The organism is Rhodococcus sp. SORGH_AS_0303 (genome assembly GCF_030819335.1).
GTDB lineage: Bacteria > Actinomycetota > Actinomycetes > Mycobacteriales > Mycobacteriaceae > Rhodococcoides.
In genome coordinates this window covers 2,723,698-2,748,750 of the sequence record NZ_JAUTBO010000001.1, presented here as the reverse complement: position 1 = coordinate 2,748,750, position 25,053 = coordinate 2,723,698, and the positions used below count along the sequence as shown (strand labels likewise).

The window sequence follows — 25,053 nt, the reverse complement described above, 5'->3', positions numbered from 1 at the left end:
AATCTCTTCCGTCGCCCGCCGTCGTGGTGCGGGTGTCAGCCCGCGGTGGTCACTCGGCCGCGGCCTGCTGCTCCGCGATCTGCTTGCGGACGTCGTCCATGTCCAGGCCCTTGATCTGGCCGACCAGGTCCTCGAGCGCCGCCTGCGGAAGTGCGCCGGGCTGCGCGAAGACGAGGACGCCCTCGCGGAACGCCATGAGCGTGGGAATCGAGCGGATGTTCGCGGCGGCGGCGAGTCCCTGCTCCGCCTCGGTGTCGACCTTGCCGAACACGACGTCGGGGTGCTGCTCCGAGGACTTCTCGAACGTCGGGGCGAACTGCTTGCACGGTCCGCACCAGTCGGCCCAGAAGTCGACCAGAACGACGTCGTTACCGGTGACGGTCTCGTCGAAGTTCTGCTGGGTGAGGGTCTGCGTTGCCACGAGGATCCTTTCGTCGTGAGTGCCGACCCACCTCGCGTGGGCTCCGGCATGGTGTTCTGTCCACCGTCAACAGGCGGACCCGCGCCGTCATTCCCGAATTCGATCAGACCGAGACGGGCGCCGCCCGGAAGGTGCGCCGGTAGGACTGCGGTGTGGTGCGGCGTAGCCGCAGGAAGTGCTGGCGCAACACCGCCGCGGAACCGAATCCCACGGTGTCCGCGACGGCGTCCACCGACAGGTCACTTGACTCGAGGAGTCGCTGCGCCTCGAGAACGCGCTGATCGCTGATCCAGCGTGCCGGGGTCGTGCCCGTCTCCGCCTGGAATCGGCGAGCGAAGGTGCGGGGCGACATCGAGACGCGTGCTGCCAGGACGTCCACGGTGAGGTCCTCGCGCAGGTTCTCGGCGATCCAGTCGATGAGCGGGGCGAGGGTGTCCGAGTCGCAGGTGGGGACGGGCACCGCGACGTACTGGGCCTGGCCGCCGTCACGGTGCGGGGGCACCACCATGCGTCGTGCGATGCCGTTGGCCACCGCGGCGCCCTGTGTGGACCGCACGATGTGCAGGCACAGGTCGATCCCGGCAGCGGTTCCCGCGCTGGTGTAGACGTTGCCGTCCTGGACGTAGAGCACGTTCGAGTCGACCGTGGCGCCGGGAAAGCGCTCGGCCAGGCGCGCCGCATGGCGCCAGTGGGTCGTGCATCGACGTCCGTCCAGCAGTCCCGCCTCGCCGAGAACGAAGGCGCCGGTGCACAGGCTCGCGACGCGCGCGCCTCTCGCCACGGCAGCGCGCAACTTCTCGGCCAGCGGCTCGAGGTCGTGGCCGTCACCGGTGCCGCAGGCGAACGTGCCGTCCGGCGCCGTCGCGGTACCACCCGCGGACATGATGATCAGATCCGCGTCGTCGAGTCGATCGAGGTCGTACGGGACGTCGATGGAGTAGCCGAACCGAGTGCGGATCGGGTCGGGGACGGCCGCGATCAGCGAGAAGTCGTAGACCGGCAGTCCGTCGTCCGACCGGTCGAATCCGAAGACCTCGCACGCGACACCCAGTTCGAACGCCTCGGTCAACGGCAGGAGCGGGACGACCACCTTCGTCAGCATGTCGCCCAGTATGGCAGGAAAACGACGAAATATGTCATTACTGCCACTGTTGGTGGAATCCGCTGCGACGGCGTATTTCTCGCATGACTTTCTTCCTCGTTCTCGCGACAGTCCTGCTCCTCCTCACTGTCCTGGCCGCCCTCGCACTCGCGGATCGGACACCCGACACCCATGCCGAGGTGACCCGCCACGGCGACTACCGTTTCTGATCGTGCTCGTACTGCAGTTCCTGGCCACCGCAGCGGTGTGGGGCGCGAGCTTCCTGTTCATGAAGGTGGGCCTCGAGGGGCTGAGCTTCGTCCAGGTGGTGCTGGCGCGACTCGTCCTCGGTGCGGCCACACTGCTGATCCTGTTGCGTCCCATGCATGTTCGACTCCCGCGGCGAGGAGTCGTGTGGCTCCACTCGACGTTCCTCGCGGTGGTGCAGTGCATCCTCCCGTGGCTGCTGTTCGCGTGGGCGGAGCAGGAGATCGACTCGGCCACGGCATCCATCGTCAACGCGACGACGCCGCTCATGACGACGGTGCTGGCCTTCGCCGTTCTTCCCGCCGAACGGCCGACTCTGCTGCGCGCCGCGGGCCTCCTGATCGGTTTCGCCGGCATCGTCGTGGTGTTCGCGCCGTGGGAGAGCGGTCTGAGTGGCAGCCCGCGTGCGCAGCTGGCGTGCCTCGGCGCCACCGCGTCCTACGGTGTCGCGCTGGTGTACCTGCGTCGGTTCGTCATCCCGCTGGGTGTGCCGTCGTTGGCGGTGGCGACGATGCAGATCGGTCTCGCCGCGATGATGATGCTGGTCGCGGCACCCGTGGTGGCGAGCGACGCGGTGCGTCTCGACGTGCCCGTCGTCGCGTCGATGCTCGCGCTCGGCTGTGCCGGCACCGGGCTGGCCTTCCTGTGGAACACCAACGTCGTGACGGGATGGGGACCGTCCGCCGCGTCGACCGTGACGTACCTCAGTCCCGTCGTCGGCATCGCGCTCGGCGCCCTCGTGCTCGACGAGTCGGTCACCGCGAACGCGGTGCTCGGTACCGCGCTCATCATCGTCGGGGTGGTGGTCACGACGAGGCGCCGAGCCGCCTCGGTGGCCGCGCCGCCGGTCACCCGATGAGCCAGTCGGCTCTCGCGTCGCCGTCCCAGCGACGGACGGCCGACACCTCGGCGTCGACGTCCTGAAGATCGGTCACGAGATGCGATGCTGCGGAACCGATGTCCTCGGGACGCGCGCGCATCGCCAGGGTCACGTGCGGAGTCCAGTGCCCGGGTTCGAGATGCGGGGGAATGCCGGGCGAGTCGGCGAGCGCCTCGTACACCCGCGCGTGCAGATCCAGGAGAGCCGCGGTCGGCACGACGGAGCGGGCCAGGACCGCCCGCGATCCGCCGAAGACCACCAACCCGCCGAGGCGTACCGACTCGGGGAACCGCCACGACCCGGCGTCTCGTCCGTCGGCGATCAGAGCGGCGAGCCGGCGCTCGGCGACGTCGTCGATCCTCGACGCGACCGCGATGGTGACGTGCGGACGGTTGGACGCCCCCGCGTGCCGAGCCTGACTCGGCAGGCCCAGCTCGGCGAGGTAGTTCCACTCGCGCCGGATCGCATCGTCGCTGCGCTCGTCCAGGAGGAGTTCCACCGACTGCACCATGATGGGTAATGATGGCGGCCATGACGAGTGCAGCGCATCCCGGGGCCTCACGGTCCGACGACTCCGGTGCCGGTTCGCGCCGCGCACCGCACCGCATCGGTGTCCTGCACGGCGACGGCATCGGCACCGAGATCATGCCCGGGACCGTACAGATAGTCGATGCGGCCGTGCAGGCCCTGGGTGCCACGCCCGTCGAGTGGGTGGAGCTGCCCTTCGGTCGTGCGGCACTCGACGAGTTCGGCGACGCGGTACCGCCGCGCACCCTGAGCGCGTTGGCAGAGTTGGACGCCTGGATCCTCGGACCGCACGACAGCGCGTCCTACCCCGAGGAGACGCGGGGGCAGCTGACGCCGGGTGGTCGCATCCGCAAGGAGTTCGATCTGTACGCGAACATCCGGCCGGCACGCGCGTTGCCGGGCGTGCGGGCGACGAGTCCGGACATGGACCTGGTCGTCGTCCGGGAGAACACCGAGGGCTTCTACGCCGACCGCAACATGGCCGTCGGATCCGGGGAGTTCATGCCCACTCCCGACGTCGCCCTGGCCGTGGCGGTGTTCACCCGTCGAGCGTGCGAACGCATCGCCGAGAAGGCGTTCGCCCTCGCGGAGACTCGTCGGCGTCACGTGACCGTGGTGCACAAGACGAACGTGTTGCGATTGACGACGGGGCTGTTCAAGGACGTGTGCATGGAGGTGGCCGAGCGGCACCCGGACGTCGAGGTGGACCACGAGCACATCGACGCCCTCACGGCGAAGCTCGTGCGGTCGGGGGAGACCTTCGACGTCCTGGTGGCCGAGAACATGTTCGGAGACATCTTGTCCGACCTCACCGGCGAGTTGGCGGGGTCGCTCGGGACGGCACCGTCGATCAATGCCTCGGACACCAAGGTGATGGCTCAGGCCGCCCACGGCGCGGCCCCCGACATCGCGGGCCGCAACCGCGCCAACCCGACGGCGCTGCTGCTGTCGGTGGCCGCGATGCTCGAGCACCTCGCGGCGGGACCCGGGCCCGCCGATCACGCACGGGTGGGTGAGCGGATCCGCGCAGCGGTCGAGGCGACGATCGCCTCGGGAGTCGGTACCGCGGACATCGGGGGACTCGCGTCCACGAGCGAGTTCCTCGAGACGGTCGACGCCCACGTGGTGCGTGGTCTCTGACAGGTCAGGCGGTGCAGCAGAAGATCGCGGTGCCGGGGAAGAGCTCTCCACGCAACGGCGACCACTGACCCCACTCGCGATCGAGCCACTCCGGCCAGTCGGGTTCGACTATGTCGACCAGAGTCAGCCCGGCGGCGACGATCTCGCGAACGCGGTCGCCCACCGTGCGATGGTGCTCGACGTAGGTGGCGGTGCCGTCAGGATCGAACTCGGCGTACGGCGTGCGGTCGAAGTAGGGGATGGTGGCGGTCAACCCGGCCGGGCCCGGATCGTCCGGGAAGATCCACCGCATCGGGTGGTTGACCGAGAACACCCACCGTCCGCCGGGGCGCAACACGCGCCGGACCTCACGCATGACTCCGGCGGAGTCGGCGACGAACGGGATCGCGCCGAAGGCCGAGCACACCACGTCGAAGGACGCGTCGGCGAACGGCAGGTTCTCCGCGGAGGCCTGGATCAGTGCGGGTGACGCACTGCCGGGGGACGATGCCTCGCGGGCCGCGATCGCCGCAGCGCCGTGCGCCAGCATTCCGGCCGAGATGTCGAGGCCCGTCGCGCGGGCACCGTGACTGGCCAACCAGCGCGAGCAGGGTGCGGATCCGCATCCGATCTCGAGCACGTCGCGCCCCTCGACGTCACCGAGCAGGTGCACGTCACCCTCGTGCAGACCCTCGGGGCACCACACGAACTCGCCGGCCTCGCTCGTCACGCCGAGGAAGTCGCCGTGGGTGCGGTGGTACTCGTCGGAATCCTGGTCCCACCAGGACCGGGACGCCCGCTCGGAGGATCGGGAGTCGACGCGGCGGCGACCGGGCAGCGGCTCCGCGGGGGCCGCGTCGGCGGCCGGAGCGTGGCCGGGCGTGGACCCGGTCGGACGTGCCGGAACACCGAGATCGCCGGGGGTTTCTGTGGACACGCGCAACACGGTAACCGGGTTTGCTCGGTGCGCGGGGCACCGAGTAGTCTTCGATACGCGAATGTCTGTCTTCGCGTGCACGTGGTCGGATTCCCGCTCGTCGGCGAGGGTCCGTGGCGTGTCCGGGGGGACTGCGTCGTGTCTCGTCTCCCAGCGCTCAAGATACGGCAGCACGCGTGTCCTGTCCGCAGGAAGAACGAGTCTGTCCGACCGAACATCCATCCACCGACCCCAACCCGTCCGGAGCAACTCACCACATGGCCTCATCCACCGTCACCTCGCCGCAGGTAGCCGTCAACGACATCGGCTCCGCCGAGGATTTTCTCGCCGCGATCGACGCGACGATCAAGTACTTCAACGATGGCGACATCGTCGAGGGCACGATCGTCAAGGTCGACCGTGACGAGGTCCTGCTCGACATCGGTTACAAGACCGAAGGCGTCATCCCCTCTCGCGAGCTCTCCATCAAGCACGACGTCGACCCCAACGAGGTCGTCTCCGTGGGCGATGAGGTCGAAGCTCTCGTCCTCACCAAGGAGGACAAAGAGGGTCGTCTGATCCTGTCGAAGAAGCGCGCACAGTACGAGCGCGCCTGGGGCACCATCGAGGAGCTCAAGGAGAAGGACGAGGCCGTCAAGGGCACCGTCATCGAGGTCGTCAAGGGTGGACTCATCCTCGACATCGGTCTCCGTGGCTTCCTTCCCGCGTCGCTCGTCGAGATGCGTCGTGTCCGCGATCTCCAGCCGTACGTCGGCAAGGAGATCGAGGCCAAGATCATCGAGCTCGACAAGAACCGCAACAACGTCGTCCTCTCGCGCCGTGCATGGCTCGAGCAGACGCAGTCCGAGGTGCGCAGCGAGTTCCTGCACCAGCTCCAGAAGGGCCAGGTCCGCAAGGGCGTCGTGTCCTCCATCGTCAACTTCGGCGCGTTCGTCGATCTCGGCGGAGTCGATGGCCTGGTCCACGTGTCCGAGCTGTCCTGGAAGCACATCGACCACCCGTCCGAGGTCGTCGAGGTCGGCACCGAGGTCACGGTCGAGGTTCTCGACGTCGACCTGGACCGCGAACGTGTCTCCCTGTCGCTCAAGGCGACGCAGGAAGACCCGTGGCGTCAGTTCGCCCGTACCCACGCGATCGGTCAGATCGTCCCGGGCAAGGTCACCAAGCTGGTTCCCTTCGGTGCGTTCGTGCGCGTCGAAGAGGGCATCGAGGGCCTGGTCCACATCTCCGAGCTGGCCGAGCGCCACGTGGAGGTCCCGGACCAGGTCGTCACCGTGGGCGACGACGCGCTCGTCAAGGTCATCGACATCGACCTCGAGCGTCGCCGCATCTCGCTGTCGCTGAAGCAGGCCAACGAGGACTACAGCGCCGAGTTCGATCCGTCCAAGTACGGCATGGCCGACTCGTACGACGAGCAGGGCAACTACGTCTTCCCCGAGGGCTTCGATCCCGAGACCAACGAATGGCTCGAGGGCTTCGACAAGCAGCGCGAGGAGTGGGAAGGCCGCTACGCCGAGGCGGAGCGTCGCCACAAGATGCACACCGCGCAGATGGAGAAGACCGCAGCCGACGAGGCGCAGGAAGCTGCCAACGCAGCGGCCGGCTACTCCTCGGAGACCGGTACCCCGTCCGCACAGGGTGCACCGGCGGCAGCAGCTCCCGAGTCCACCGGCGGATCGCTCGCCAGTGACGCTCAGCTCGCCGCTCTGCGCGAGAAGCTGTCCGGCGGAGCCTGATTCGCCGACCCGGCGGAGCCTGATTCGCCGACCCGGCGGAGCATGATCCGCTGATCGACCGCTGAACGAGAGAAGCCCCGAACCGCACAGGTTCGGGGCTTCTCCCGTTCGTGGCACCGGCACCCGACCGGCTCCACACACGAGAGAAGGCCCGATCCGCGCAGGATCGGGCCTTCTCTCGTGTGGTCGGTGGTGCGGTGGGTCAGCTCGCTGCGGCTGCACTCCAGCCGGTGCCCATCTGCACGCCGCGCTTGCGCATGGACGCGAAGCTGTGGCGAGCAGGGCTGATGAGCGAGGTGAACCAGTTGCGGCGATGTTCCGCCAGCGCATCGGCGACCTGAGGGATCAGGATGCAGTGGACGCCGTCGGACATGCCCAGGCGGTGCCGTCCGGACTGCATCCGACCGACTCCCTCTCCCGCAATGGTGTTCATGCCCGTCCTTTACCTGTCGAGTACCGTCTCGCGGAGCCTTCCGGAGAAAATACGAAAGCCTGTTGTGCGCCTCGAAGATAACCGACAGGTTGGGAAACATGGTGCATTTGAGACTGGTGATTCGCGGCGTGTTGATGCGCTGCGCGCCGGACTCGGCGACACTGGGTGCGTGTTGAGAATCGGATTGACCGGTGGAATGGGCGCGGGGAAGTCGACGGTGTCACGCACCCTCGCCGACCTCGGCGCCGTGGTGGTGGACGCCGACAAGATCGCGCGCGAGGTCGTGGAACCGGGCACGCCCGGACTGGCCGCCCTCGTCGAGCGCTTCGGCGGGGACATCCTGGCTGACGACGGCAGCCTGAATCGACCGGCGTTGGCGGCCAAGGCCTTCGGGGACGAGGAATCCCGCCTCGCTCTGAACGGCATCCTGCACCCCTTGATCGGGCAGCGCACGACCGAACTCGTGAACAGCGCTCCGCCGGACTGCGTCCTGGTGCACGACATCCCGTTGCTCGTCGAATCTCGCACCGCCGCAGCCTTTCACCTCGTCGTGGTCGTCCACGTCGAGGCGGAGGAGAGGGTGCGACGGCTGGTGGCCTCGCGTGGACTGAACGAGGACGACGCCCGCGCCCGCATCGCAGCCCAGGCGACGGACGAGCAGCGCCGCGCCGCCGCCGACGTGTGGCTCGACAATTCCGGGACACCGGAGGCGTTGGAGGCCACCGTCCGTGAACTCTGGGCCGATCGTCTCGAGCTCTTCGCGGCCAACCTCCGCTCGGAGACCGTGGCCCGGACCGCCCCCCGCGTGGTGCCGGCCGACCCGATGTGGCCCGCCGAGGCACAGCGCGTGATCGATCGTGTGCGCCTCTCCTGCGGCAACCGAGCGCTACGGATCGACCACATCGGATCCACCGCGGTTCCCGACTTCCCGGCGAAGGACGTCCTCGACATCCAGGTGACGGTGGCGGATCTCGCCACCGCGGACGCACTGCGCGATCCGTTGACGGCGGCCACCTTTCCGCGCATCGAACACATCACGGCCGACGACCCGAAGCCGTCGGCGGTGCCGGGGGAAGCCGATCCTGCACTGTGGGAGAAGCGTCTGCACGGCGCAGCCGACCCGGGCAGACCGGTGAACATCCACCTCCGGGTCGACGGGTACCCCGGACAGGTCTTCGCGCTCATGTTCCGAGACCGGCTTCGCGCCGACCCCGGCGCTCGGGAGGCGTACCTCGACGTGAAGACCCGTGCTGCCTCGCGAGCCGCGGAACACGGCGAGTACGTGGAGGCCATCGAGGCGTACGTGGGGGAGAAGGCGCCGTACTTCGACACTGTGTATCCCGAGGTCGTGGAATGGGCGGCTCGGACGGGGTGGAAAGCCGACTGATCGCTCCTCAGCGATCCGCCCAGTGGGTCGTCATGCCGAGAGCGGCGAGCCATCCGTCGACGTCGTGGTTCGCCGCCGCGATTCCGTCCACGGCGTCGGACGCCCGACGGATGGCGGCCTCCGTCGTCCGCGCGTCGAGCACCCCGGTGCTGTGCGCGACGAGCAACTCGTCGACGTCCAGGAGCTCGGCGTCGCGGCCGGTACGGACGACGATGTCGAGGTAGTGGTCGACCGAGTGCCACACGTTCCCGTCGCGGACGAACTCGCCGATGTCGACGTAGTGATTCTGGTCGCGGACATGCGTGGGCAGGTAGTGGAAGATCGACGCGCGGATACCCAGGCTGGGGACGATCCACGACTCCAGGTAGTCGAAGGACGGATGGTCCGACGGACGGGCCATGTAGAGCCCCCAGTCGGTCGTCTCGTACACGTCGACCGGGCGGACGACACCTTTCGGATCGGTGTTGGTGCGTCCCGCGACGTCGAACACCTCGACCTTCGGTGGGTGCACGTGTGCCAGACCCGTCATGGTCCGCACCGTACCGCGCACCGTCACGGAGCGGGCGGCGCGAACATGCTGCGCACGCCGTCGAGCGTGTCGGCGTCCGCAGCCACCTTGTCGTCGCGGTAGCGGACCACGCGCGCGAATCGGAGTGCGATGCCGCCCGGATAGCGCGAGGAACGCTGCAGTCCGTCGACCGCGATCTCGACGACCTGCTCGGGCCGCACGTGCACCACGTGCGAGGTCCGTCCCGTCTCGAGAGCCAGGAACCGCTCCGTCTGCCAGGCGAGCATCTCGTCGGTCATGCCCTTGAAGGTCTTGCCCAGCATCACGAACCCGCCGGCAGGATCCACTGCGCCCAGGTGGATGTTGGACAGCAGACCGGACCGGCGACCGGATCCCCACTCGACTGCGAGCACCACCAGGTCGAGCGTGTGCACCGGCTTCACCTTGACCCAGGCGGCGCCGCGCCGTCCCGCGTCGTACGGCGCATCGAGGTTCTTGACGACCACACCCTCGTGACCGGACGCGACCGCCGACGCCGCGAACGAGTCCGCGGCCTCGAGGTCGGCCGTCACCAGCCGCGGCACACGGTTGCCCTCCGGGATCAGAGCGTCGAGAACGGCCAGCCGCTCGTGCAGCGCACGGTCCAGCAGGTCCTCACCGTCCAGGTGCAGGATGTCGAAGAAGAAAGGCGTCACGGCCACACCCGTCGACTGCGCTGTGCGGGACGCCGTCTCCTGGAAGGCCCGCGGACGTCCCTGTTCGTCCAGGGCCAGTGCCTCGCCGTCGAGCACCACGGAGGTGAGCGGCAGGGCGCGCACGAACTCGACGACCTCGGGCAGGCGTGCGGTGATGTCGTCGAGACTGCGGGTGCTGATCGAGACGTCTCCACCGCGACGGTGGACCTGCACACGGATGCCGTCCAGCTTGGTGTCGAGCGCCACGGCGCCGGCGGCGCCACCGGCCGCCTTCGCCACACCCTCGGCCACGGTGGGGGCGCTGGAGGCCAACATGGGGAGCACTGCTCTGCCCACGGTCAGTCCCAGCTCCGCGAGTGCCGCAGACCCGCCGGTGAACGCGGCCGTCGCGGCCGTCACCGTGGATCCCGACAGCATCGCGGCCCGGCGCACCTCGGGGAGCGGGACGTCGGCCGCGGCCGCCACGGCTTCCTGGACCAGCGCGTCGAGCGCACCCTGGCGGACCTCACCGGTGACCACGCCGCGCAGCCAAGTCTGTTCCGTGTCGGTGGCGCCGCCGAACAGAGCGGACACCGCCGCCGCGCGTGCTGCCTGCGATCCCGGACCCGCCATCGTCGAGACGGCGTCGAACGCCGCGTCGACGGCGGCGACCGTCAGCGTCGGTGCGTCGGCGGCCGGGGGAAGAGTGGCGACGCTGCGCCAACCCAGGCCGGTACGGCGTTGACGCAGAGTGCCGGACGCGTAGAGCGTCACCAGGGCGACCTCCTCGGGAGCGCACTCGGACAGCAGCGCGGCGAGCGCCACGACCTTGGCCTTGCGGGACCGGGTGGCGGCCACCGTGGCCGAGGTCTCGACGACGCGTGCGAGCAGCATGGGCCCATTGTGACGCGCAGGTCCGACAGCGACGGTCGGTGTACCCGCGGCCGGGTCGTGTGACCCGCCGAACGGCGACTGTGTCGGTGGTCGGGCCTACTCTGGTGGTATGGCTTTTGCAGCTGAACAACCCGTCCTGGCGCACTCCGAGTTCCGTCCCGTGGGCGACATCGAGCGCAGCGATCGTCCCTTCGAGGTGGTCAGCGAGTACAGCCCTGCGGGCGATCAGCCGACGGCCATCGCGGAGCTGACCAAGCGGGTCCAGGCGGGCGAGAAGGACATCGTGCTCCTGGGCGCCACCGGCACCGGAAAGTCGGCCACCACCGCGTGGTTGATCGAGCAGGTGCAACGGCCCACGTTGCTCATGGCGCCCAACAAGACGTTGGCTGCGCAGTTGGCCAACGAACTGCGAGAGATGTTGCCCAACAACTCCGTCGAGTACTTCGTCTCGTACTACGACTACTACCAGCCCGAGGCCTACATCGCCCAGACCGACACCTACATCGAGAAGGACTCGTCGGTCAACGACGACGTCGAGCGGCTCCGTCACTCGGCGACGGCGAATCTGCTGTCCCGTCGCGACGTCGTGGTGGTCGCCTCGGTGTCGTGCATCTACGGTCTCGGCACACCGCAGTCCTACGTGGACCGGTCGGTGCATCTCGAGGTGGGGCAGGAGGTCCCGCGCGACAAGTTCCTCCGGCTGCTCGTCGACGTGCAGTACACCCGCAACGACATGGCGTTCACCCGCGGATCGTTCCGTGTGCGCGGCGACACGGTCGAGATCATCCCGTCCTACGAGGAACTCGCCGTCCGTATCGAGTTCTTCGGTGACGAGATCGAGGCGCTGTACTTCCTGCACCCCCTCACCGGCGACGTGGTGCGCCAGGTCGACAGCGTGCGCATCTTCCCGGCGACCCACTACGTCGCCGGGCCCGAGCGCATGGAGCGTGCGGTGCGGGACATCGAGGCCGAGCTTGAGGAGCGGCTCGCCGATCTGGAGGGCAAGGGCAAGCTGCTCGAGGCCCAGCGGTTGCGCATGCGTACGCAGTACGACCTCGAGATGATCAAGCAGGTCGGCTTCTGCTCCGGCATCGAGAACTACTCGCGCCACATCGACGGGCGACCTGCCGGGACTGCGCCGGCCACACTCATCGACTACTTCCCGGACGACTTCCTGCTCGTCATCGACGAGTCCCACGTGACGGTGCCCCAGATCGGTGCCATGTACGAGGGGGACATGTCGCGCAAGCGCAACCTCGTGGAGTTCGGCTTCCGGCTGCCGTCGGCCACCGACAATCGCCCCCTGACGTGGGAGGAGTTCACGCAGCGCATCGGGCAGACGGTGTACCTGTCGGCCACCCCCGGCAAGTACGAGCTGGGACAGAGCGGCGGTGAGGTCGTCGAGCAGGTCATCCGCCCGACCGGCTTGGTCGACCCCGAGATCGTCGTCAAGCCCACCAAGGGCCAGATCGACGACCTCGTGCACGAGATCCGCCAGCGCACCGAGAAGGACGAGCGCATCCTGGTCACCACGCTGACCAAGAAGATGGCGGAGGATCTCACCGACTACCTCCTCGAGCTCGGTATCCGGGTGCGCTACCTGCACTCCGACATCGACACTCTCCGACGCGTCGAGCTGCTACGTCAGCTCCGGCTCGGCGAGTACGACGTGCTCATCGGCATCAACCTGCTCCGTGAGGGTCTGGACCTCCCGGAGGTCTCCCTCGTCGCGATCCTGGACGCCGACAAGGAGGGCTTCCTGCGCAGCGGGACCAGCCTGGTGCAGACCATCGGCCGTGCGGCCCGAAACGTGTCCGGCCAGGTGCACATGTACGCCGACAAGATCACCGACTCGATGCAGTACGCCATGGAGGAGACCGAGCGTCGCCGCGCCAAGCAGATCGCCTACAACGAGAAGATGGGTGTGGATCCGCAGCCGCTGCGCAAGAAGATCGCCGACATCCTCGACCAGGTGTACGAGGAGGCGGAGGACACCGAGGCCACCGTGGACATCGGTGGATCGGGCCGCAACGCGAGCCGTGGCCGGCGGGCGCCCGGCGAGGCGGGACGAGCCGGCAGCAGCGGTGTCGTGGAGGGGCGCGACGTCTCGACCATGCCGCGCGCCGAGCTGGCAGACCTGGTCAAGCAGCTCACCGATCAGATGATGAACGCGGCGCGCGAACTTCAGTTCGAGCTGGCAGGCCGTCTGCGCGACGAGATCCAGGACCTCAAGAAGGAGCTGCGCGGGATGGACGCCGCGGGCCTGTCCTGACCCGTCCTCGCACACGAGAAGGCCCGGCACCGACGGACACGGTGCCGGGCCTCGTCGTCAGCTCGTGATGTCCTTCGTCGCGAATCGTCGCCACGCGATGATGCCGAAGATCGTGGCGTACGCGAGCGAGGAGAAGGCGCCGTCGAGCAGGTCGTTCCACGACAGCGTCGGTGACAGCACGCCCGTCCACGACGTCGAGTAGTGGCCGGGCAACAGGTTGCGCAGTGATCCCAGTGCCGTGATCTGATCGAGGATCTGGGCCACGATCGACACCATCACCGTGCCGCCGACCGCGCCCAGGGGCGCGTCGGTGGACACCGACAGGGCGAGTGCCAGCCCGGCCACCCACGTCAGATTGATCGCGATGAAGACGACGCCGATCGCGAGCCTCCCGATCGACAGCCCGAACGACAGGGCATCGCCGAAGGGTGACACCAGCGACCCCAGGCCGTACAGCACGCTGCCCAGGATGAGCGACACCCCCACGAGCGTGAGCAGCGCGGCGAGCGACAGGATCGCCGACACCAGGGCCTTCTGTCGCAGCAGCCGACCTCGCGGAACAGGAACCGCGAGCAGGTAGCGCAAACTCGACCACGATGCCTCGCTGGCGATCGCGTCGCCGAAGAACAGCGCCACCACCACGATCAGCAGGAATCCCACCGACACGAACAGGGCGAAGACGAGAAAGTTCACCCCGCTCTGCGTGCCCAGGTCGATGAGGCTCCCGCTGGCGGTGTCGGAGTCCGACCCGCCCACCGTGAACGCGATGGCCATGATGACGGGCAGCAACGCGAGGAAGCCCAGGGACAACTGGGTTCTCCGCCGCGTGAACTGCCGCGTCAGCTCGGTCCGTAGCGACAGCGTGCCCGCGGGGGTGTACCCCGCGACCCGGCCGTCCGGATGCGCCGCGGTGGTGGTCGTCGGTCGACTGTCGGCGCTCATGTGGTCGTTCCGTTCCCCGAGGATGCTTCCGCCGCATGACGGAGTCGGTCGGTGTCGTCGTGCACGAGGTCGAGGAAGACGTCCTCGAGTCGTGTCGATCGCGACGCGGAGGAGACGCCGATACCGGCGCCCACCAACGTCCGCACCACCATCGCGGGATCGAGCACTCCGAGCTGCGCCTTGATCGCGCCCTCCGGTTCCGCCTCGACGACCTCGCCCATGCCGTCGATGCCTCGCAGCACCGAGACGGCATCGGCGGGCCGATCGACACGGAACTCCAGCGGACCGCTCGCGCCGATCAGATCGTCGACCGTCCCGGAGCTGATGACGACGCCCTTGTTCATGACGACGACGTGCGTGCAGGTCTGCTCGACCTCCGCCAGCAGGTGGCTGCTGACCAGGACCGTGCGTCCCGTCTGTGCGTAGCGGATGAGGACGTCACGCATGGTGCGGATCTGGGGCGGGTCGAGCCCGTTGGTGGGTTCGTCCAGGACCATGAGGTCCGGGAGTCCGAGCATCGCCTGCGCGATGGCGAGCCGTTGCCGCATGCCCTGGCTGTACGACCGGACCTTGCGGTGGATCGCCGTGCCGAGGTCGGCGATCTCGAGTGCCTCCTCGAGATGGGCGTCCTCCGCCGGTCGGCCGGTCGCCTTCCAGTACAGGTCCAGGTTCTCCATCCCCGAGAGATGGGGAAGGAATCCGGACCCCTCGACGAAGGAACCGAGTCGGGACAGGACCGGCGCCCCCGGAGAGACCAGGTGCCCGAAGACCCGGATCTCGCCGCTGGAGGGCGTGATGAGGCCCATCAGCATGCGCAGCGTGGTGGTCTTGCCGGCGCCGTTGGGGCCGAGGAGCCCGAGCACCTGCCCCGCGCCGACGCGGAACGACACGCCGTCCACCGCGCGGAAGCCGTTGGAGTAGCTCTTCGCGAGATCGGTGATCACCAGCGGGACGTCCACCAGCGACTCGTCCACCTCGGCGACGGTGCGACGCCGGGAGATGAACGATGCGAGAGCGACGAGGGCGGCGACCAGCACGGCGAGCCCCGCGATGCCCACGACGGGGACCCACGGGAACGTCGACTCCGCGTTCTCGGCGGGTACCTCGGGCAGCGCGAGCGTGGCGTCGGAGAGTGTGACCGACACCGCCGCGGGCTCGAGCGGGACGGCGTAGGCCTGGTCGGTGGTGGAGAACGCCACCTCGACGCGATTCCCGGCGGCGACCTGGTATGCCATGCCCGGCAACGTGACGTTCACCGCGGAGGGCTGGTCGGACGGGGGGACCCGCACCGCGGACACCAGGCCGTTGGGCAGAGTGCGTCGACCGTCGTCGGACACGTCGTACAGCTTGGCGAAGAGCACGGTGCCGCTCGGCGAGGTGGTCGGACCGACGGTGACGGACACCGACGACGTACCGACGATCGTGTACGACGAGTCGAGCGGCTCCGTGACGAACGACGCGGTCTGTCCCGGGATGTCGCCCGTCAGGAGTGCGCTCGCGGCCCCGCCGAGCCCGGCCGCGGCGCCGCCGAGGACCGAGGCGGAGCCGACCCCGGGCAGAGACGTGAGAGCAGCCGGGGACCCACCGGGCGGCCGGACGACGGTCTGAGTGTCGTTGCCGGTGGCCGAGGTGAGCGGGAAGTCCTGGCGTTCGGTCGGAGTGGCGTCCGAGAGCCCCGGATATGCGGCGGCGGTGAGCTCGCGAGCCCGATCGCCCTGGTCGGTCGGATCGCCCGCCAACGCGTACGTGAACGCCGAATCGGCGCGCGGGGAGTCGGTCCCGTCCCCGATCAGATGCTGCACCAGGAAGTCCGCGACCGCACCGTCCGCGGTGGAGTCGGTCCCGCCGGCATCGTGGCCGCCGTCGAACCACCGCACCTGGACCGAGCCACCGGCCGCCGCGATCTGCCGCGCGGTGGCGTCGGCCTGGTCGAGTCCGAAGAGGGTGTCGCGCTGGCCCTGCACGAGCAGGGTGGGTGCGGTGATCGAGGAGGCGAACGACCGGGGCGAGCGCGCACGCAGCAGTTCGCTGGTGGCCTCGGACGGTTGTCCGCTCACCGCGGACTCCGCGTACGCGAGACACACCTGGAGGGCGAACCGGCCGCATGCTCCAGCGGGGGCGGTCGATGTCGGAGCGTCGCCGGCTCCACCGGGAACGGGGGCCGCACCGGCGCCGAAGAAGATGCCGGCCCAGCCGCGCTTCAGGACGCCGGCGTCGCTGCCCTCGGACACGGCGGGTGTCGGTGCCTGCGACGACGGCTCGGCCACCGAGTAGTTGGGAAAGAGGGACTGGTTCAGGTCGTTCCACGTGATCGAGGCGGCGTCCGCGTCGATGCGAGGATCGGTTCCGGCCGCCATGAGCGCGAGCGCGCCGCCGTAGGAACCACCGGCGACGCCGACCCGAGGGTCACCCGGGGAATCGAGTTGCACCTCGGGGCGAGTGGCCAGGTAGTCGATCAGCCCGCGAGCGTCGGCCACCTCACGATCGGGATCGTTGAGGCCGATGCTGCCGGTGCTGAGGCCGAAGCCGCGCGCGCTGTACGCGAGGACGACGAGCCCTCGCGACGCGAGATCCCGTGCCTGGGCGGCCACCGAGTTCTTGTCGCCGCCGAAGCCGTGGGCCAACAACACCGCCGGTACGGGCCCGTCCGTGTCCGGCAGGTACAGCGTCGTGTCGATGTCGACGGTGGCACTGCTGCCCGGACTCTCCGGCAGTGTGCGGACGGCGTCCTCGGTCCGCACCGACGACGCGGAACCGTTCGAGTCGCGCAGAAGTGCGAACGACGCCACGGCGAGGGCGAGGACGACGAGCACCGCGACGACGACGATCACCGGTCGTCCGAGCGTCGAGGCGCGTCCGGGCAACCGGAATCGGGGTCGTGGCATTACTTCAATGTATGCGAGGGGAGAGACACGTGCTTTCGACCGGAAGCCGCGTCGGGCGGTCGCCGCTGCGACTAATGTCTCGAATCGACACTCGATGATCGTCGGGACATGACCACTGGAGGAATGTATGAGCGCTTACCGCAACGTCGTCGTCGGAACCGATGGCTCCGATTCGTCACTGCGGGCCGTGGAGAAGGCGGCAGCGCTGTCGGGCGATTCCGCCGCGACGCTCTACATCGCGTGTGCGTACTACCCGGCGGACTCGAAGGCGTCCTCGCAGGACGCGGACGCACTGAAGGACGACGCGTACCAGATCACGGGATCCGCTCCGACACAGGAGATTCTGCGTGTCGCGCGGGAGCGTGCGGTGGCGGCCGGCGCCTCGTCGATCGAGGAGCGTCCCGTGGTGGGCAACCCCGTCGACTCGCTGCTCGAGCTCGTCGGCGAGGTGAAGGCGGATCTGCTCGTGGTGGGGAACCGTGGACTGAACTCGCTCACCGGCCGCCTGCTCGGCTCGGTTCCGTCCGATGCGGCTCGCAAGGCGCGCTGCGACGTGTTGATCGTGCACACCACGCACTGACGCTCGAACCACCGCTGGATGCCGTCACGGCACGATCCGTTCGTGCCGTGACGGCATCACTGCGTCACGGGGGCGATGGGTCCCATCACGTCCGGTAGCGGCGATGTGTGGACGATTCCCAGCCGCTGTGTCGCGCGCGTGAGCGCGACGTACAGATCGTTCAGGCCGCGGGCCGAGTCGTCCACGATCCGTGCGGGTTCCACGATGAGCACCGAGTCGAACTCGAGTCCCTTCGCGTCGCGCACCGTGCACACCCGGACGTCGTCGGCCCCCAGGTGTGCGAGCCGCGCGGCGATGTCCGCGGGTGCCAGCACCGCCGACATCCCCGGGCGCGGATGCGCGGCGACGTGGCGTTCGACCGCCGACACCAGATCGTCCTCCGTGACTCGATGCGCCCACGGCGTCTCACCGTTGTCCCGCACCGACCGCGGGATCGATGCGGCCGGGTCGAGCGTCGAGAGAACTCGCCGGGCGATCTCCATGATCGCCGCGGGGGTGCGGTAGTTCACGGTGAGTTCGGTCAGCTTCCACCGTTGCGCCACATAGGGGCCCAGGACGTCCTGCCAGGACGAGGCACCCGCCGTGTCGCCCGTCTGGGCCACGTCGCCCACGAGGGTCATCCATCGATTGGGTATGCGGCGCATGACCATCCGCCACGCCATCTGCGAGAGTTCCTGCGCCTCGTCGACGATGACGTGGCCGTAGGTCCACGTGCGGTCGCCGGCCGCGCGTTCGGCCGCCGTCAACCGGCGTCCGTGCCCCTGACGCTGGGCGAGTCTGTCGGCGTCGATGAGGTCGTACGCCATGAGGATCTCCGGATCGAGTTCGTCCTCGAGATCCTGCGGTGCCGATCCGGTCAGGATGTCGAGAGCGCCCTGGGCGTCCTCGATCTGGGCGCGCCAGCGACGCTGTTCCCGTTCGCGTTCCGCAGCGTCGTCGATACCCAGGAGCTCGGCGAGCTCGTCGAGCAGGGGAGCGTCGGCACCGCTGAAGCGTCCGTCGTCCGACCGTTCGAGGGCGGCACGGTCCTCGGGGTCCCACCCCGGTGCGGCCGTCCGCAGCCGTTCGGCCGAGGCCAGCAGCCCGGCGAGAACGTCCTGGGCGGACAGCTCCGGCCACAGCGCGCCGATCGCACCCATCAGTTCGGGGCTCTCCCGCATCTCGTCGCGGATATCGGCTATGTCGTCACGGCTCAGCAGATTCGACCCGTCGAGCACGTCACCGCCCACGATGGCGGCGAACTGGTCGGCGAGCAGATCGATCATGGTGGACACGAAGATCGGTCGAGCGAGGTTGTGGGGTCGACGCGAGGACCGCGCTCGTCCCCGTGCGCGCGTGACCATCTTGCGGTCGATCCGCAATGTGTAGGTGTCGAAGTCGACCGACACCGGCTCCGACGGAAGTTCCTGACGGTCGCGCACGGCGGCGATCAGGACGTCGACGATGTCGAGGGAGCCCTTGAGTTCCGCCGCGCGCGCGGAGTCCTCGCGGCTCGCGTCGACACCCGGGTACAGATCCCCGATGGTCGACAGCAGCACCCCCGTCTCGCCCAGGGAGGGCAGCACCTGGCCGATGTAGTCGAGGAAGGTGCTGTTCGGTCCGATGATCAGCACGCCGCTCTTGTCCAGCTGCTTGCGGTACGTGTACAGCAGGTAGGCGGCGCGGTGCAGGGCCACCGCCGTCTTGCCGGTACCGGGACCACCCTGCACCACCAGGACGCTGCGATGCGTGGACCGGATGATGTCGTCCTGCTCGCGCTGGATCGTCTCGACGATGTCGTTCATCTGTCCCGTGCGCGCGGCGTTGAGCGCGGACAGCAGAGCGCTCTCTCCGGCCACACCGTCCGACCCGGTGGCGACGCCGGCGTCCTGCGCCGTCCGCAGGTCCAGGTACTCGTCCGCCACCCCGGTGACGCGACGACTGCGCGTCCGGATGTGGCGACGGCGTACGACGCCCTCGGGGGCGGCGGGCGTGGCCAGGTAGAACGGGCGGGCCAGCGGGGCGCGCCAGTCGTAGAGCAACGACTGGTAGTCGTCGTCCTCGTCGAGGATGCCGACACGACCGATGTAGCGCGGCGCGTCGTCCTCGACGTCGATCCGGCCGAAGCACAGACCGTTCTCGGACGCGTCGTACTTCGCGATGTCGTCGTTGTAGAGAGCCGAGTAGGACTCGCGTTCGCTGCGCGCCTGCGGTGTCCCGCCCGTCTGGAGCAGGACGGCGCTCAGCCGGGACCGTGCATAGGTCCGCAGAGCGTCGAGGCGGTCGTAGAGCAGGGTGACGCGCTGTTGTTCCTGATCGAGGTCGGCGTCGTGCAGATCTGTCGGGGTGCCCTGATCCGGCACATGGTCTCCTGTACGCGAGTGGGGCGGGGTGACGAGGGTGGTCGTGCACCTCTCGTCGGCGCACGGAAGCGCCAGAAAAGTCTACGGGCTCCCGACGGCAACGGCCGGTGCCCCCGATCTCTCGGGAACACCGGCCGTGTGCTGTGGGAAAAGGTCAGAGGTACTGGTGCACCGTGCCCTCGACGCGGGCCCGTGCCTCCTTGGCGCGCTTCTCGGCGTCCTTCAGCGACGACTGCAGCTGCTTCTGTGCGTCCTTGCTGGTGGACTTGTACTGCTTCTTGTACTCCTTGCGTGCGGCGTCGAACTGCTTGCGCGCGTCCTTGCCGGACTTCTTGGCCTGCTTGCGAGCCTTCTTGCCGTACTTGTCCGCCAGGTCGCTGCCGTCGGCCTTGGCCTTCTCGGCCAGCTCGGCACCGCGGGACGCGGCTATCTCGGCGTACTTGCTGCCGCGATCCTGGGCGACGTCGGCGAACTCGGATGCGCGTGCAGCGGCCAGATCGGCCCACTTGGCACTGCGCTCCTTGGCCAGCTCGGCGAGCTTGCCGCCGCGATCCTGGGCGACGTCCGCCAGCTCGGCGCCACGCTGCGAGGCGATCTCGACGAGCGGCTGTGCGCGCTCGGCGGCGACGCCCGCGAGCTCCTTGGCGCGCTCGCCGGCGTGGGCGAGCGTCTCGGAGCTGTCCGAGGAGGACACCAGCGGGAGGGCGCCGGCGACGGCGACCTTGGCCGACTTGGCCGCCTTGCGACCGCGCCAGGCGACGGACGGCTTGCCCTCGGTGTCGACGGCGGCGATGAGCAGGCCGCCGAGGAGGCTGACGTTCTTGATGAACTGGGTGCGCTGCAGCGCCTTCGCCTGCGGGTCCGTCTCGTTCCAGAAGGAGTGACCCGCGAGGGTCGTCGGGACGAGGCTGCCCGCGAGCACGGTGGACGCGAGGCGCGGCGCCCGACCGGTCGCGAGAAGGAATCCGCCGCCGATCTGCACCGCGGCGTTGATCTTGACCAGCGTCTCGGGGTCGGAGGGAACGTTCTGCGTCACCTCGTCGGGAAGGGCGTCCTGGCTCTTCTCGATCAGAGGCTTCGCGGCCTGAGCCCTTCCGGCGGGGTTGCGCAGCGCATCCACGCCTCCTGCGATGAAGATGGATGCGAGCATCGGTCGGGCGATCCGGCGGACAATCACTGAGCCTCCTGCGTTGCGGCTGTGGTGTGGGGGACTGCTCTGGCTGCACGAGTGCGGTTGTTCACGCCCATGACATGCATGTGACGCTCTCGAACTGTATCCATACCCCCCGCCCCGGCGATTGAATCGCGGGGCGGGCGGGGGACCGGATCGTGGTGACGGATCACCAGCCGCGGGTCCGCCATTCGTGAAGGTGAGGACGTTCCGAGCCCAGCGTCGTGTCCTTGCCGTGGCCCGGGTAGACGACCGTTCGATCGTCGTAGCGACCGAAGATCCGCGATTCCACGTCTTCCAGCAGCGACACGAAGTTCGCCTCTCCGTCGGTCTTGCCGACGCCGCCGGGGAAGAGCGAGTCGCCGGTGAACAGGTGCACGACGCCGCTCTCGGGGTCCGTGAGCGCCAGCGCGATCGACCCGGGAGTGTGGCCGCGGAGGTGGATCACGTCGAGGGTGACGTCGCCGACCTGCACGGAGTCGCCGTCGTCGAGCAGGCGGGTGGGGGCGACGGGGAGCGGTTCCGCATCGAGCGGATGTGCCGCCGACGGGGCGCCCGTCGCCGATGCGACGTCCTCGAGTGCCTGCCAGTGGTCGAAGTGCTGGTGCGTCGTGACGATCAGCGAGACCTCGGGTGCCACGTGGTCGACGACGGCGCACAGCGTCGGAGCGTCGTTCGCGGCGTCGACGAGCAGCGATCGGCCCGTCCGGGAACAGATGACGAGGTAGGCGTTGTTGTCCATCGGGCCCACCGAGGTCTTCACGATCGTGGCGTGCGACAGGGTCCGGCGCTGCGAGCCCGTCCCCACGGACACCTCGCCGGTGTAGTCGTCGGAGATCGTCGGTGCATTCTCGGTCATGAGCGTGAGATTACCCACGACGACCGGTCGTGAGCCGGGCGCGGAGCCCGTCGGCCGGTCGAGTCTGTCGGACCTCGGGCATATGGTCGTCGAAGCCTGTCGTGTCCGAACACGACATGTCCGACGAAGAGTGGGCAGTTCACGCGGTCGACGAGAGAGTCGACGCAGCACGTTGCACGGCCGTGGGCCGTGACGAAGGAGAGGACAACCGTGGCGGATCGCCTGGTAGTGCAGGGCGCACGCGAACACAATCTCAAGGGCGTCGACATCGATCTGCCCCGGGACAGTCTCATCGTGTTCACCGGTCTGTCCGGGTCGGGCAAGTCGAGCCTGGCGTTCGACACCATCTTCGCCGAGGGTCAGCGCCGCTACGTCGAGTCGCTCTCGGCCTACGCGCGCCAGTTCCTGGGCCAGATGGACAAGCCGGACGTCGACTTCATCGAGGGCCTCTCGCCCGCGGTCTCGATCGATCAGAAGTCGACCAACCGCAACCCGCGGTCCACGGTCGGCACCATCACCGAGGTCTACGACTACCTGCGCCTGCTCTACGCACGCGCCGGCACGGCGCACTGCCCGCAGTGCGGTGAGCGCATCGCCAAGCAGTCGCCCCAGCAGATCGTCGACCAGGTGCTCGCGATGGAGGAGGGCCTGCGTTTCCAGGTGCTCGCTCCTGTCGTGCGCACCCGCAAGGGCGAGTTCGTCGATCTCTTCGAGCAGCTCAACACGCAGGGTTACTCTCGTATCCGCGTCGACGGCACCGTGCACCAGCTCACCGATCCGCCCAAGCTGAAGAAGCAGGACAAGCACGACATCGAGGTGGTGGTCGACCGCCTGACCGTCAAGGCGTCGTCCAAGCAGCGGCTCACCGACTCGGTGGAGACCGCGCTGCGCCTCGCCGACGGCATCCTGGTGCTCGACTTCGTCGACCGCGAGGAGAACGCCGCCGACCGTGAGCGCCGGTTCTCCGAGCGTCTGGCGTGCCCCAACGGGCACCCGCTGTCCGTCGACGAACTCGAACCCCGCGCGTTCTCGTTCAACTCGCCCTACGGCGCGTGCCCCGAGTGTGCGGGACTCGGCATCCGCAAGGAGGTCGACCCCGAACTGGTGGTTCCGGACCCCGATCTGAGCCTGGCGGACGGCGCCATCGCGCCGTGGTCCATGGGCCAGACGTCCGAGTACTTCGGCCGGCTGCTGTCCGGGCTCGCCGACGCCATGGGCTTCGACATCGACACCCCGTGGCGGAAGCTGCCGGCCAAGGTGAAGCGTGCCGTCCTCGAGGGCAGCGAGCATCAGGTGCACGTCCGCTACAAGAACCGGTACGGACGCACCCGGTCCTACTACGCCGAGTTCGAGGGCGTCATGCCCTTCCTGCACCGTCGGATGGATCAGACCGAGTCGGAGCAGATGAAAGAGCGCTACGACGGCTACATGCGGGAGGTCGACTGCCCGGTGTGCGAGGGTGCCCGCCTGCGCCCCGAGATCCTGTCCGTGACCATCGCCGCGGGCGATTTCGGGGACAAGTCCATCGCCGACGTGTGTGCACTGTCCATCTCGGAGTGCTCGAACTTCCTCAACACGCTGACGCTCGGTCCGCGTGAGGAGGCCATCGCCGGCCAGGTGCTCAAGGAGATCCAGGCCCGCCTCGGCTTCCTGCTGGATGTGGGACTCGAGTACCTCACGCTGTCGCGCGCGGCAGGAACGCTGTCGGGCGGCGAGGCGCAGCGCATCCGCCTCGCGACGCAGATCGGCAGTGGTCTCGTCGGAGTTCTGTACGTGCTGGACGAGCCGTCCATCGGCCTCCACCAGCGGGACAACCGCCGGCTCATCGACACGCTCACGCGGCTGCGCAACCTCGGCAACACGCTCATCGTCGTCGAGCACGACGAGGACACCATTCGCACGTCCGACTGGGTCGTCGACATCGGCCCGCTCGCCGGTGAACGCGGCGGACGTGTCGTGCACAGCGGAACCTACGAGACGCTTCTCACCAACGCGGAGAGCCTCACCGGGGCGTACCTCTCGGGTCGCTCGGCCATCGAGGTCCCGGCGGTACGTCGCCCGATCGATCCCAAGCGCAAGATCTCCGTGATCGGTGCCCGGGAGCACAACCTGCAGGACATCGACGTCAGCTTCCCGCTGGGAGTGCTCACCTCCGTGACGGGCGTGTCGGGATCGGGCAAGTCCACGCTGGTCAACGACATCCTGGCGACGGTGATGGCGAACAAGCTCAACGGCGCTCGTCAGGTACCCGGTCGGCACACCCGCGTCAACGGCCTCGACCAGCTGGACAAGCTGGTCCGGGTCGACCAGTCACCCATCGGCCGTACGCCGCGGTCCAACGCGGCTACCTACACCGGGGTGTTCGACAAGATAAGGACACTGTTCGCCGCGACGACCGAGGCCAAGATCCGCGGCTACCAGCCGGGTCGGTTCACCTTCAACGTGAAGGGCGGCCGGTGCGAGGCGTGCTCGGGTGACGGCACCCTGAAGATCGAGATGAACTTCCTGCCGGACGTCTACGTGCCGTGCGAGGTGTGCCACGGTGCCCGGTACAACCGGGAGACGCTCGAGGTCCACTACAAGGGCAAGACCATCGCCGAGGTGCTGAACATGCCCATCGAGGAGGCGGCCGACTTCTTCGAACCGATCACCTCGATCCACCGGTACCTCAAGACGCTGAACGAGGTGGGCCTGGGCTATGTCCGTCTGGGGCAGCCGGCCACCACGCTGTCCGGCGGCGAGGCGCAGCGTGTGAAGCTGGCCGCAGAGCTGCAGAAGCGCTCCATGGGACGCACGGTGTACATCCTCGACGAGCCGACCACGGGTCTGCACTTCGAGGACATCCGCAAGCTGTTGCTGGTGATCAACGGTCTGGTGGACAAGGGCAACACCGTCATCGTCATCGAGCACAACCTGGACGTCATCAAGACGTCCGACTGGGTCATCGACATGGGACCCGAGGGCGGATCCGGCGGCGGAACGATGGTGGCCGAGGGCACTCCCGAGCAGATCGCCGCCGTGCCCGAGAGCTACACCGGCAAGTTCCTGCAGGAGTCTCTCGACGCCGCCTCGACCCCACCGGTCCCGGTCAAGCGGACCCGCAAGCGCAAGCCTGTCGCGGTCTCCTGACCGGGCCG

At 68.6% G+C, this 25,053-nt stretch carries 20 protein-coding genes; 8 read left to right on the top strand and 12 right to left on the bottom strand.

What is annotated here, in order from left to right; genetic code table 11:
- Positions 1-49: 49 nt before the first annotated feature.
- Positions 50-421 carry a thioredoxin gene (trxA, locus tag QE449_RS12905; protein WP_027506766.1) on the bottom strand — a complete coding sequence of 124 codons (372 nt, stop codon included), beginning with the start codon at positions 419-421 and terminating at the stop codon, positions 50-52.
- Positions 422-524: 103 nt separating this feature from the next.
- Positions 525-1,523 carry a GlxA family transcriptional regulator gene (locus tag QE449_RS12900; protein ID WP_027506765.1) on the bottom strand — a complete coding sequence of 333 codons (999 nt, stop codon included), beginning with the start codon at positions 1,521-1,523 and terminating at the stop codon, positions 525-527.
- Positions 1,524-1,606: 83 nt separating this feature from the next.
- On the opposite strand from QE449_RS12900, the gene QE449_RS12895 reads away from it, so the two are divergent.
- Together QE449_RS12895 and QE449_RS12890 are read left to right on the top strand one after the other, a co-directional pair.
- A complete protein-coding gene (locus QE449_RS12895) occupies positions 1,607-1,732 on the top strand; it encodes a hypothetical protein (protein WP_261769712.1) in 126 nt (41 codons plus the stop codon).
- 2 nt (positions 1,733-1,734) lie between these two features.
- Positions 1,735-2,628 carry a DMT family transporter gene (locus QE449_RS12890; RefSeq protein ID WP_268788575.1) on the top strand — a complete coding sequence of 298 codons (894 nt, stop codon included), beginning with the start codon at positions 1,735-1,737 and terminating at the stop codon, positions 2,626-2,628.
- Here the strand turns inward: QE449_RS12890 and QE449_RS12885 are convergent.
- Entirely contained in the window at positions 2,618-3,160 is a 543-nt protein-coding gene (locus QE449_RS12885; RefSeq protein WP_027506763.1) for a 2'-5' RNA ligase family protein, read from the bottom strand. The genes QE449_RS12890 and QE449_RS12885 overlap by 11 nt on opposite strands.
- A gap of 20 nt (positions 3,161-3,180) precedes the next feature.
- On the opposite strand from QE449_RS12885, the gene QE449_RS12880 reads away from it, so the two are divergent.
- Positions 3,181-4,317 (top strand): isocitrate/isopropylmalate dehydrogenase family protein, encoded by a 1,137-nt coding sequence (locus tag QE449_RS12880; protein ID WP_307108924.1) that lies wholly within the window; start codon positions 3,181-3,183, stop codon positions 4,315-4,317.
- 4 nt (positions 4,318-4,321) lie between these two features.
- On the opposite strand, the gene QE449_RS12875 is transcribed toward QE449_RS12880, so the two are convergent.
- Positions 4,322-5,134 carry a class I SAM-dependent methyltransferase gene (locus QE449_RS12875; RefSeq protein ID WP_037186791.1) on the bottom strand — a complete coding sequence of 271 codons (813 nt, stop codon included), beginning with the start codon at positions 5,132-5,134 and terminating at the stop codon, positions 4,322-4,324.
- Between the two features lie 356 nt (positions 5,135-5,490).
- Here QE449_RS12875 and rpsA point away from each other — a divergent pair, with 356 nt between their 5' ends.
- Complete coding sequence (gene rpsA, locus QE449_RS12870) at positions 5,491-6,969, top strand: 30S ribosomal protein S1 (RefSeq protein ID WP_027506761.1); 1,479 nt, start codon at positions 5,491-5,493, stop codon at positions 6,967-6,969.
- 202 nt (positions 6,970-7,171) lie between these two features.
- Here the strand turns inward: rpsA and QE449_RS12865 are convergent, their stop codons facing one another.
- Positions 7,172-7,402, bottom strand: a complete 231-nt coding sequence (locus QE449_RS12865; RefSeq protein WP_081821417.1) for a hypothetical protein — start codon at positions 7,400-7,402, stop codon at positions 7,172-7,174.
- Between the two features lie 169 nt (positions 7,403-7,571).
- Here QE449_RS12865 and coaE point away from each other — a divergent pair, with 169 nt between their 5' ends.
- On the top strand, positions 7,572-8,789 hold the full coding sequence (gene coaE, locus QE449_RS12860) for a dephospho-CoA kinase (RefSeq protein WP_307093187.1): 1,218 nt from the start codon (positions 7,572-7,574) through the stop codon (positions 8,787-8,789).
- A 7-nt stretch (positions 8,790-8,796) separates the two neighbouring features.
- On the opposite strand, the gene QE449_RS12855 is transcribed toward coaE, so the two are convergent.
- Positions 8,797-9,318, bottom strand: a complete 522-nt coding sequence (locus QE449_RS12855) for a DUF402 domain-containing protein (protein WP_307093185.1) — start codon at positions 9,316-9,318, stop codon at positions 8,797-8,799.
- A gap of 23 nt (positions 9,319-9,341) precedes the next feature.
- Positions 9,342-10,865 carry an ATP-dependent DNA ligase gene (locus QE449_RS12850; protein ID WP_307093183.1) on the bottom strand — a complete coding sequence of 508 codons (1,524 nt, stop codon included), beginning with the start codon at positions 10,863-10,865 and terminating at the stop codon, positions 9,342-9,344.
- A 109-nt stretch (positions 10,866-10,974) separates the two neighbouring features.
- Here QE449_RS12850 and uvrB point away from each other — a divergent pair, with 109 nt between their 5' ends.
- A complete protein-coding gene (uvrB, locus tag QE449_RS12845) occupies positions 10,975-13,137 on the top strand; it encodes an excinuclease ABC subunit UvrB (RefSeq protein WP_027506756.1) in 2,163 nt (720 codons plus the stop codon).
- A 57-nt stretch (positions 13,138-13,194) separates the two neighbouring features.
- Here the strand turns inward: uvrB and QE449_RS12840 are convergent, their stop codons facing one another.
- Together QE449_RS12840 and QE449_RS12835 are read right to left on the bottom strand one after the other, a co-directional pair.
- A complete protein-coding gene (locus QE449_RS12840) occupies positions 13,195-14,079 on the bottom strand; it encodes an ABC transporter permease (protein ID WP_027506755.1) in 885 nt (294 codons plus the stop codon).
- Positions 14,076-16,964 (bottom strand): alpha/beta fold hydrolase, encoded by a 2,889-nt coding sequence (locus QE449_RS12835; RefSeq protein WP_307093181.1) that lies wholly within the window; start codon positions 16,962-16,964, stop codon positions 14,076-14,078. Before QE449_RS12835 ends, QE449_RS12840 begins: the two co-directional genes overlap by 4 nt.
- 127 nt (positions 16,965-17,091) lie before the next feature.
- Between QE449_RS12835 and QE449_RS12830 the strand changes: the two genes are divergently transcribed.
- Positions 17,092-17,544, top strand: coding sequence for a universal stress protein (locus tag QE449_RS12830; protein WP_027506754.1), 453 nt, complete (start codon positions 17,092-17,094; stop codon positions 17,542-17,544).
- Positions 17,545-17,600: 56 nt separating this feature from the next.
- On the opposite strand, the gene QE449_RS12825 is transcribed toward QE449_RS12830, so the two are convergent.
- The 3 genes from QE449_RS12825 to QE449_RS12815 all read right to left on the bottom strand — a co-directional run bounded on the left by QE449_RS12825 (position 17,601) and on the right by QE449_RS12815 (position 21,916).
- Positions 17,601-19,886: an ATP-binding domain-containing protein gene (locus QE449_RS12825; RefSeq protein WP_222638620.1), complete on the bottom strand. Its 2,286-nt coding sequence runs from the start codon at positions 19,884-19,886 to the stop codon at positions 17,601-17,603.
- A gap of 154 nt (positions 19,887-20,040) precedes the next feature.
- Positions 20,041-21,063 (bottom strand): DoxX family protein, encoded by a 1,023-nt coding sequence (locus tag QE449_RS12820; protein ID WP_222628646.1) that lies wholly within the window; start codon positions 21,061-21,063, stop codon positions 20,041-20,043.
- A 163-nt stretch (positions 21,064-21,226) separates the two neighbouring features.
- The gene (locus tag QE449_RS12815; RefSeq protein ID WP_307108923.1) at positions 21,227-21,916 is read right to left on the bottom strand and encodes an MBL fold metallo-hydrolase; all 690 of its coding nucleotides are present in this window, start codon (positions 21,914-21,916) and stop codon (positions 21,227-21,229) included.
- A 210-nt stretch (positions 21,917-22,126) separates the two neighbouring features.
- Between QE449_RS12815 and uvrA the strand changes: the two genes are divergently transcribed.
- Positions 22,127-25,045: an excinuclease ABC subunit UvrA gene (gene uvrA / locus QE449_RS12810; protein WP_307108922.1), complete on the top strand. Its 2,919-nt coding sequence runs from the start codon at positions 22,127-22,129 to the stop codon at positions 25,043-25,045.
- Positions 25,046-25,053: the final 8 nt, after the last annotated feature.

What these genes read in the sequence shown, in the direction of transcription:
- QE449_RS12880 (WP_307108924.1), top strand. Translation starts at nt 3,181, where the DNA reads ATGACGAGTGCAGCGCATCCCGGGGCCTCACGGTCCGACGACTCCGGT.
- QE449_RS12885 (WP_027506763.1), bottom strand. Translation starts at nt 3,160, where the DNA reads ATGGTGCAGTCGGTGGAACTCCTCCTGGACGAGCGCAGCGACGATGCG.
- QE449_RS12840 (WP_027506755.1), bottom strand. Translation starts at nt 14,079, where the DNA reads ATGAGCGCCGACAGTCGACCGACGACCACCACCGCGGCGCATCCGGAC.
- QE449_RS12830 (WP_027506754.1), top strand. Translation starts at nt 17,092, where the DNA reads ATGAGCGCTTACCGCAACGTCGTCGTCGGAACCGATGGCTCCGATTCG.
- QE449_RS12865 (WP_081821417.1), bottom strand. Translation starts at nt 7,402, where the DNA reads ATGAACACCATTGCGGGAGAGGGAGTCGGTCGGATGCAGTCCGGACGG.
- QE449_RS12900 (WP_027506765.1), bottom strand. Translation starts at nt 1,523, where the DNA reads ATGCTGACGAAGGTGGTCGTCCCGCTCCTGCCGTTGACCGAGGCGTTC.
- QE449_RS12895 (WP_261769712.1), top strand. Translation starts at nt 1,607, where the DNA reads ATGACTTTCTTCCTCGTTCTCGCGACAGTCCTGCTCCTCCTCACTGTC.
- QE449_RS12855 (WP_307093185.1), bottom strand. Translation starts at nt 9,318, where the DNA reads ATGACGGGTCTGGCACACGTGCACCCACCGAAGGTCGAGGTGTTCGAC.
- rpsA (WP_027506761.1), top strand. Translation starts at nt 5,491, where the DNA reads ATGGCCTCATCCACCGTCACCTCGCCGCAGGTAGCCGTCAACGACATC.
- QE449_RS12850 (WP_307093183.1), bottom strand. Translation starts at nt 10,865, where the DNA reads ATGCTGCTCGCACGCGTCGTCGAGACCTCGGCCACGGTGGCCGCCACC.
- QE449_RS12835 (WP_307093181.1), bottom strand. Translation starts at nt 16,964, where the DNA reads ATGCCACGACCCCGATTCCGGTTGCCCGGACGCGCCTCGACGCTCGGA.
- uvrB (WP_027506756.1), top strand. Translation starts at nt 10,975, where the DNA reads ATGGCTTTTGCAGCTGAACAACCCGTCCTGGCGCACTCCGAGTTCCGT.
- QE449_RS12815 (WP_307108923.1), bottom strand. Translation starts at nt 21,916, where the DNA reads ATGACCGAGAATGCACCGACGATCTCCGACGACTACACCGGCGAGGTG.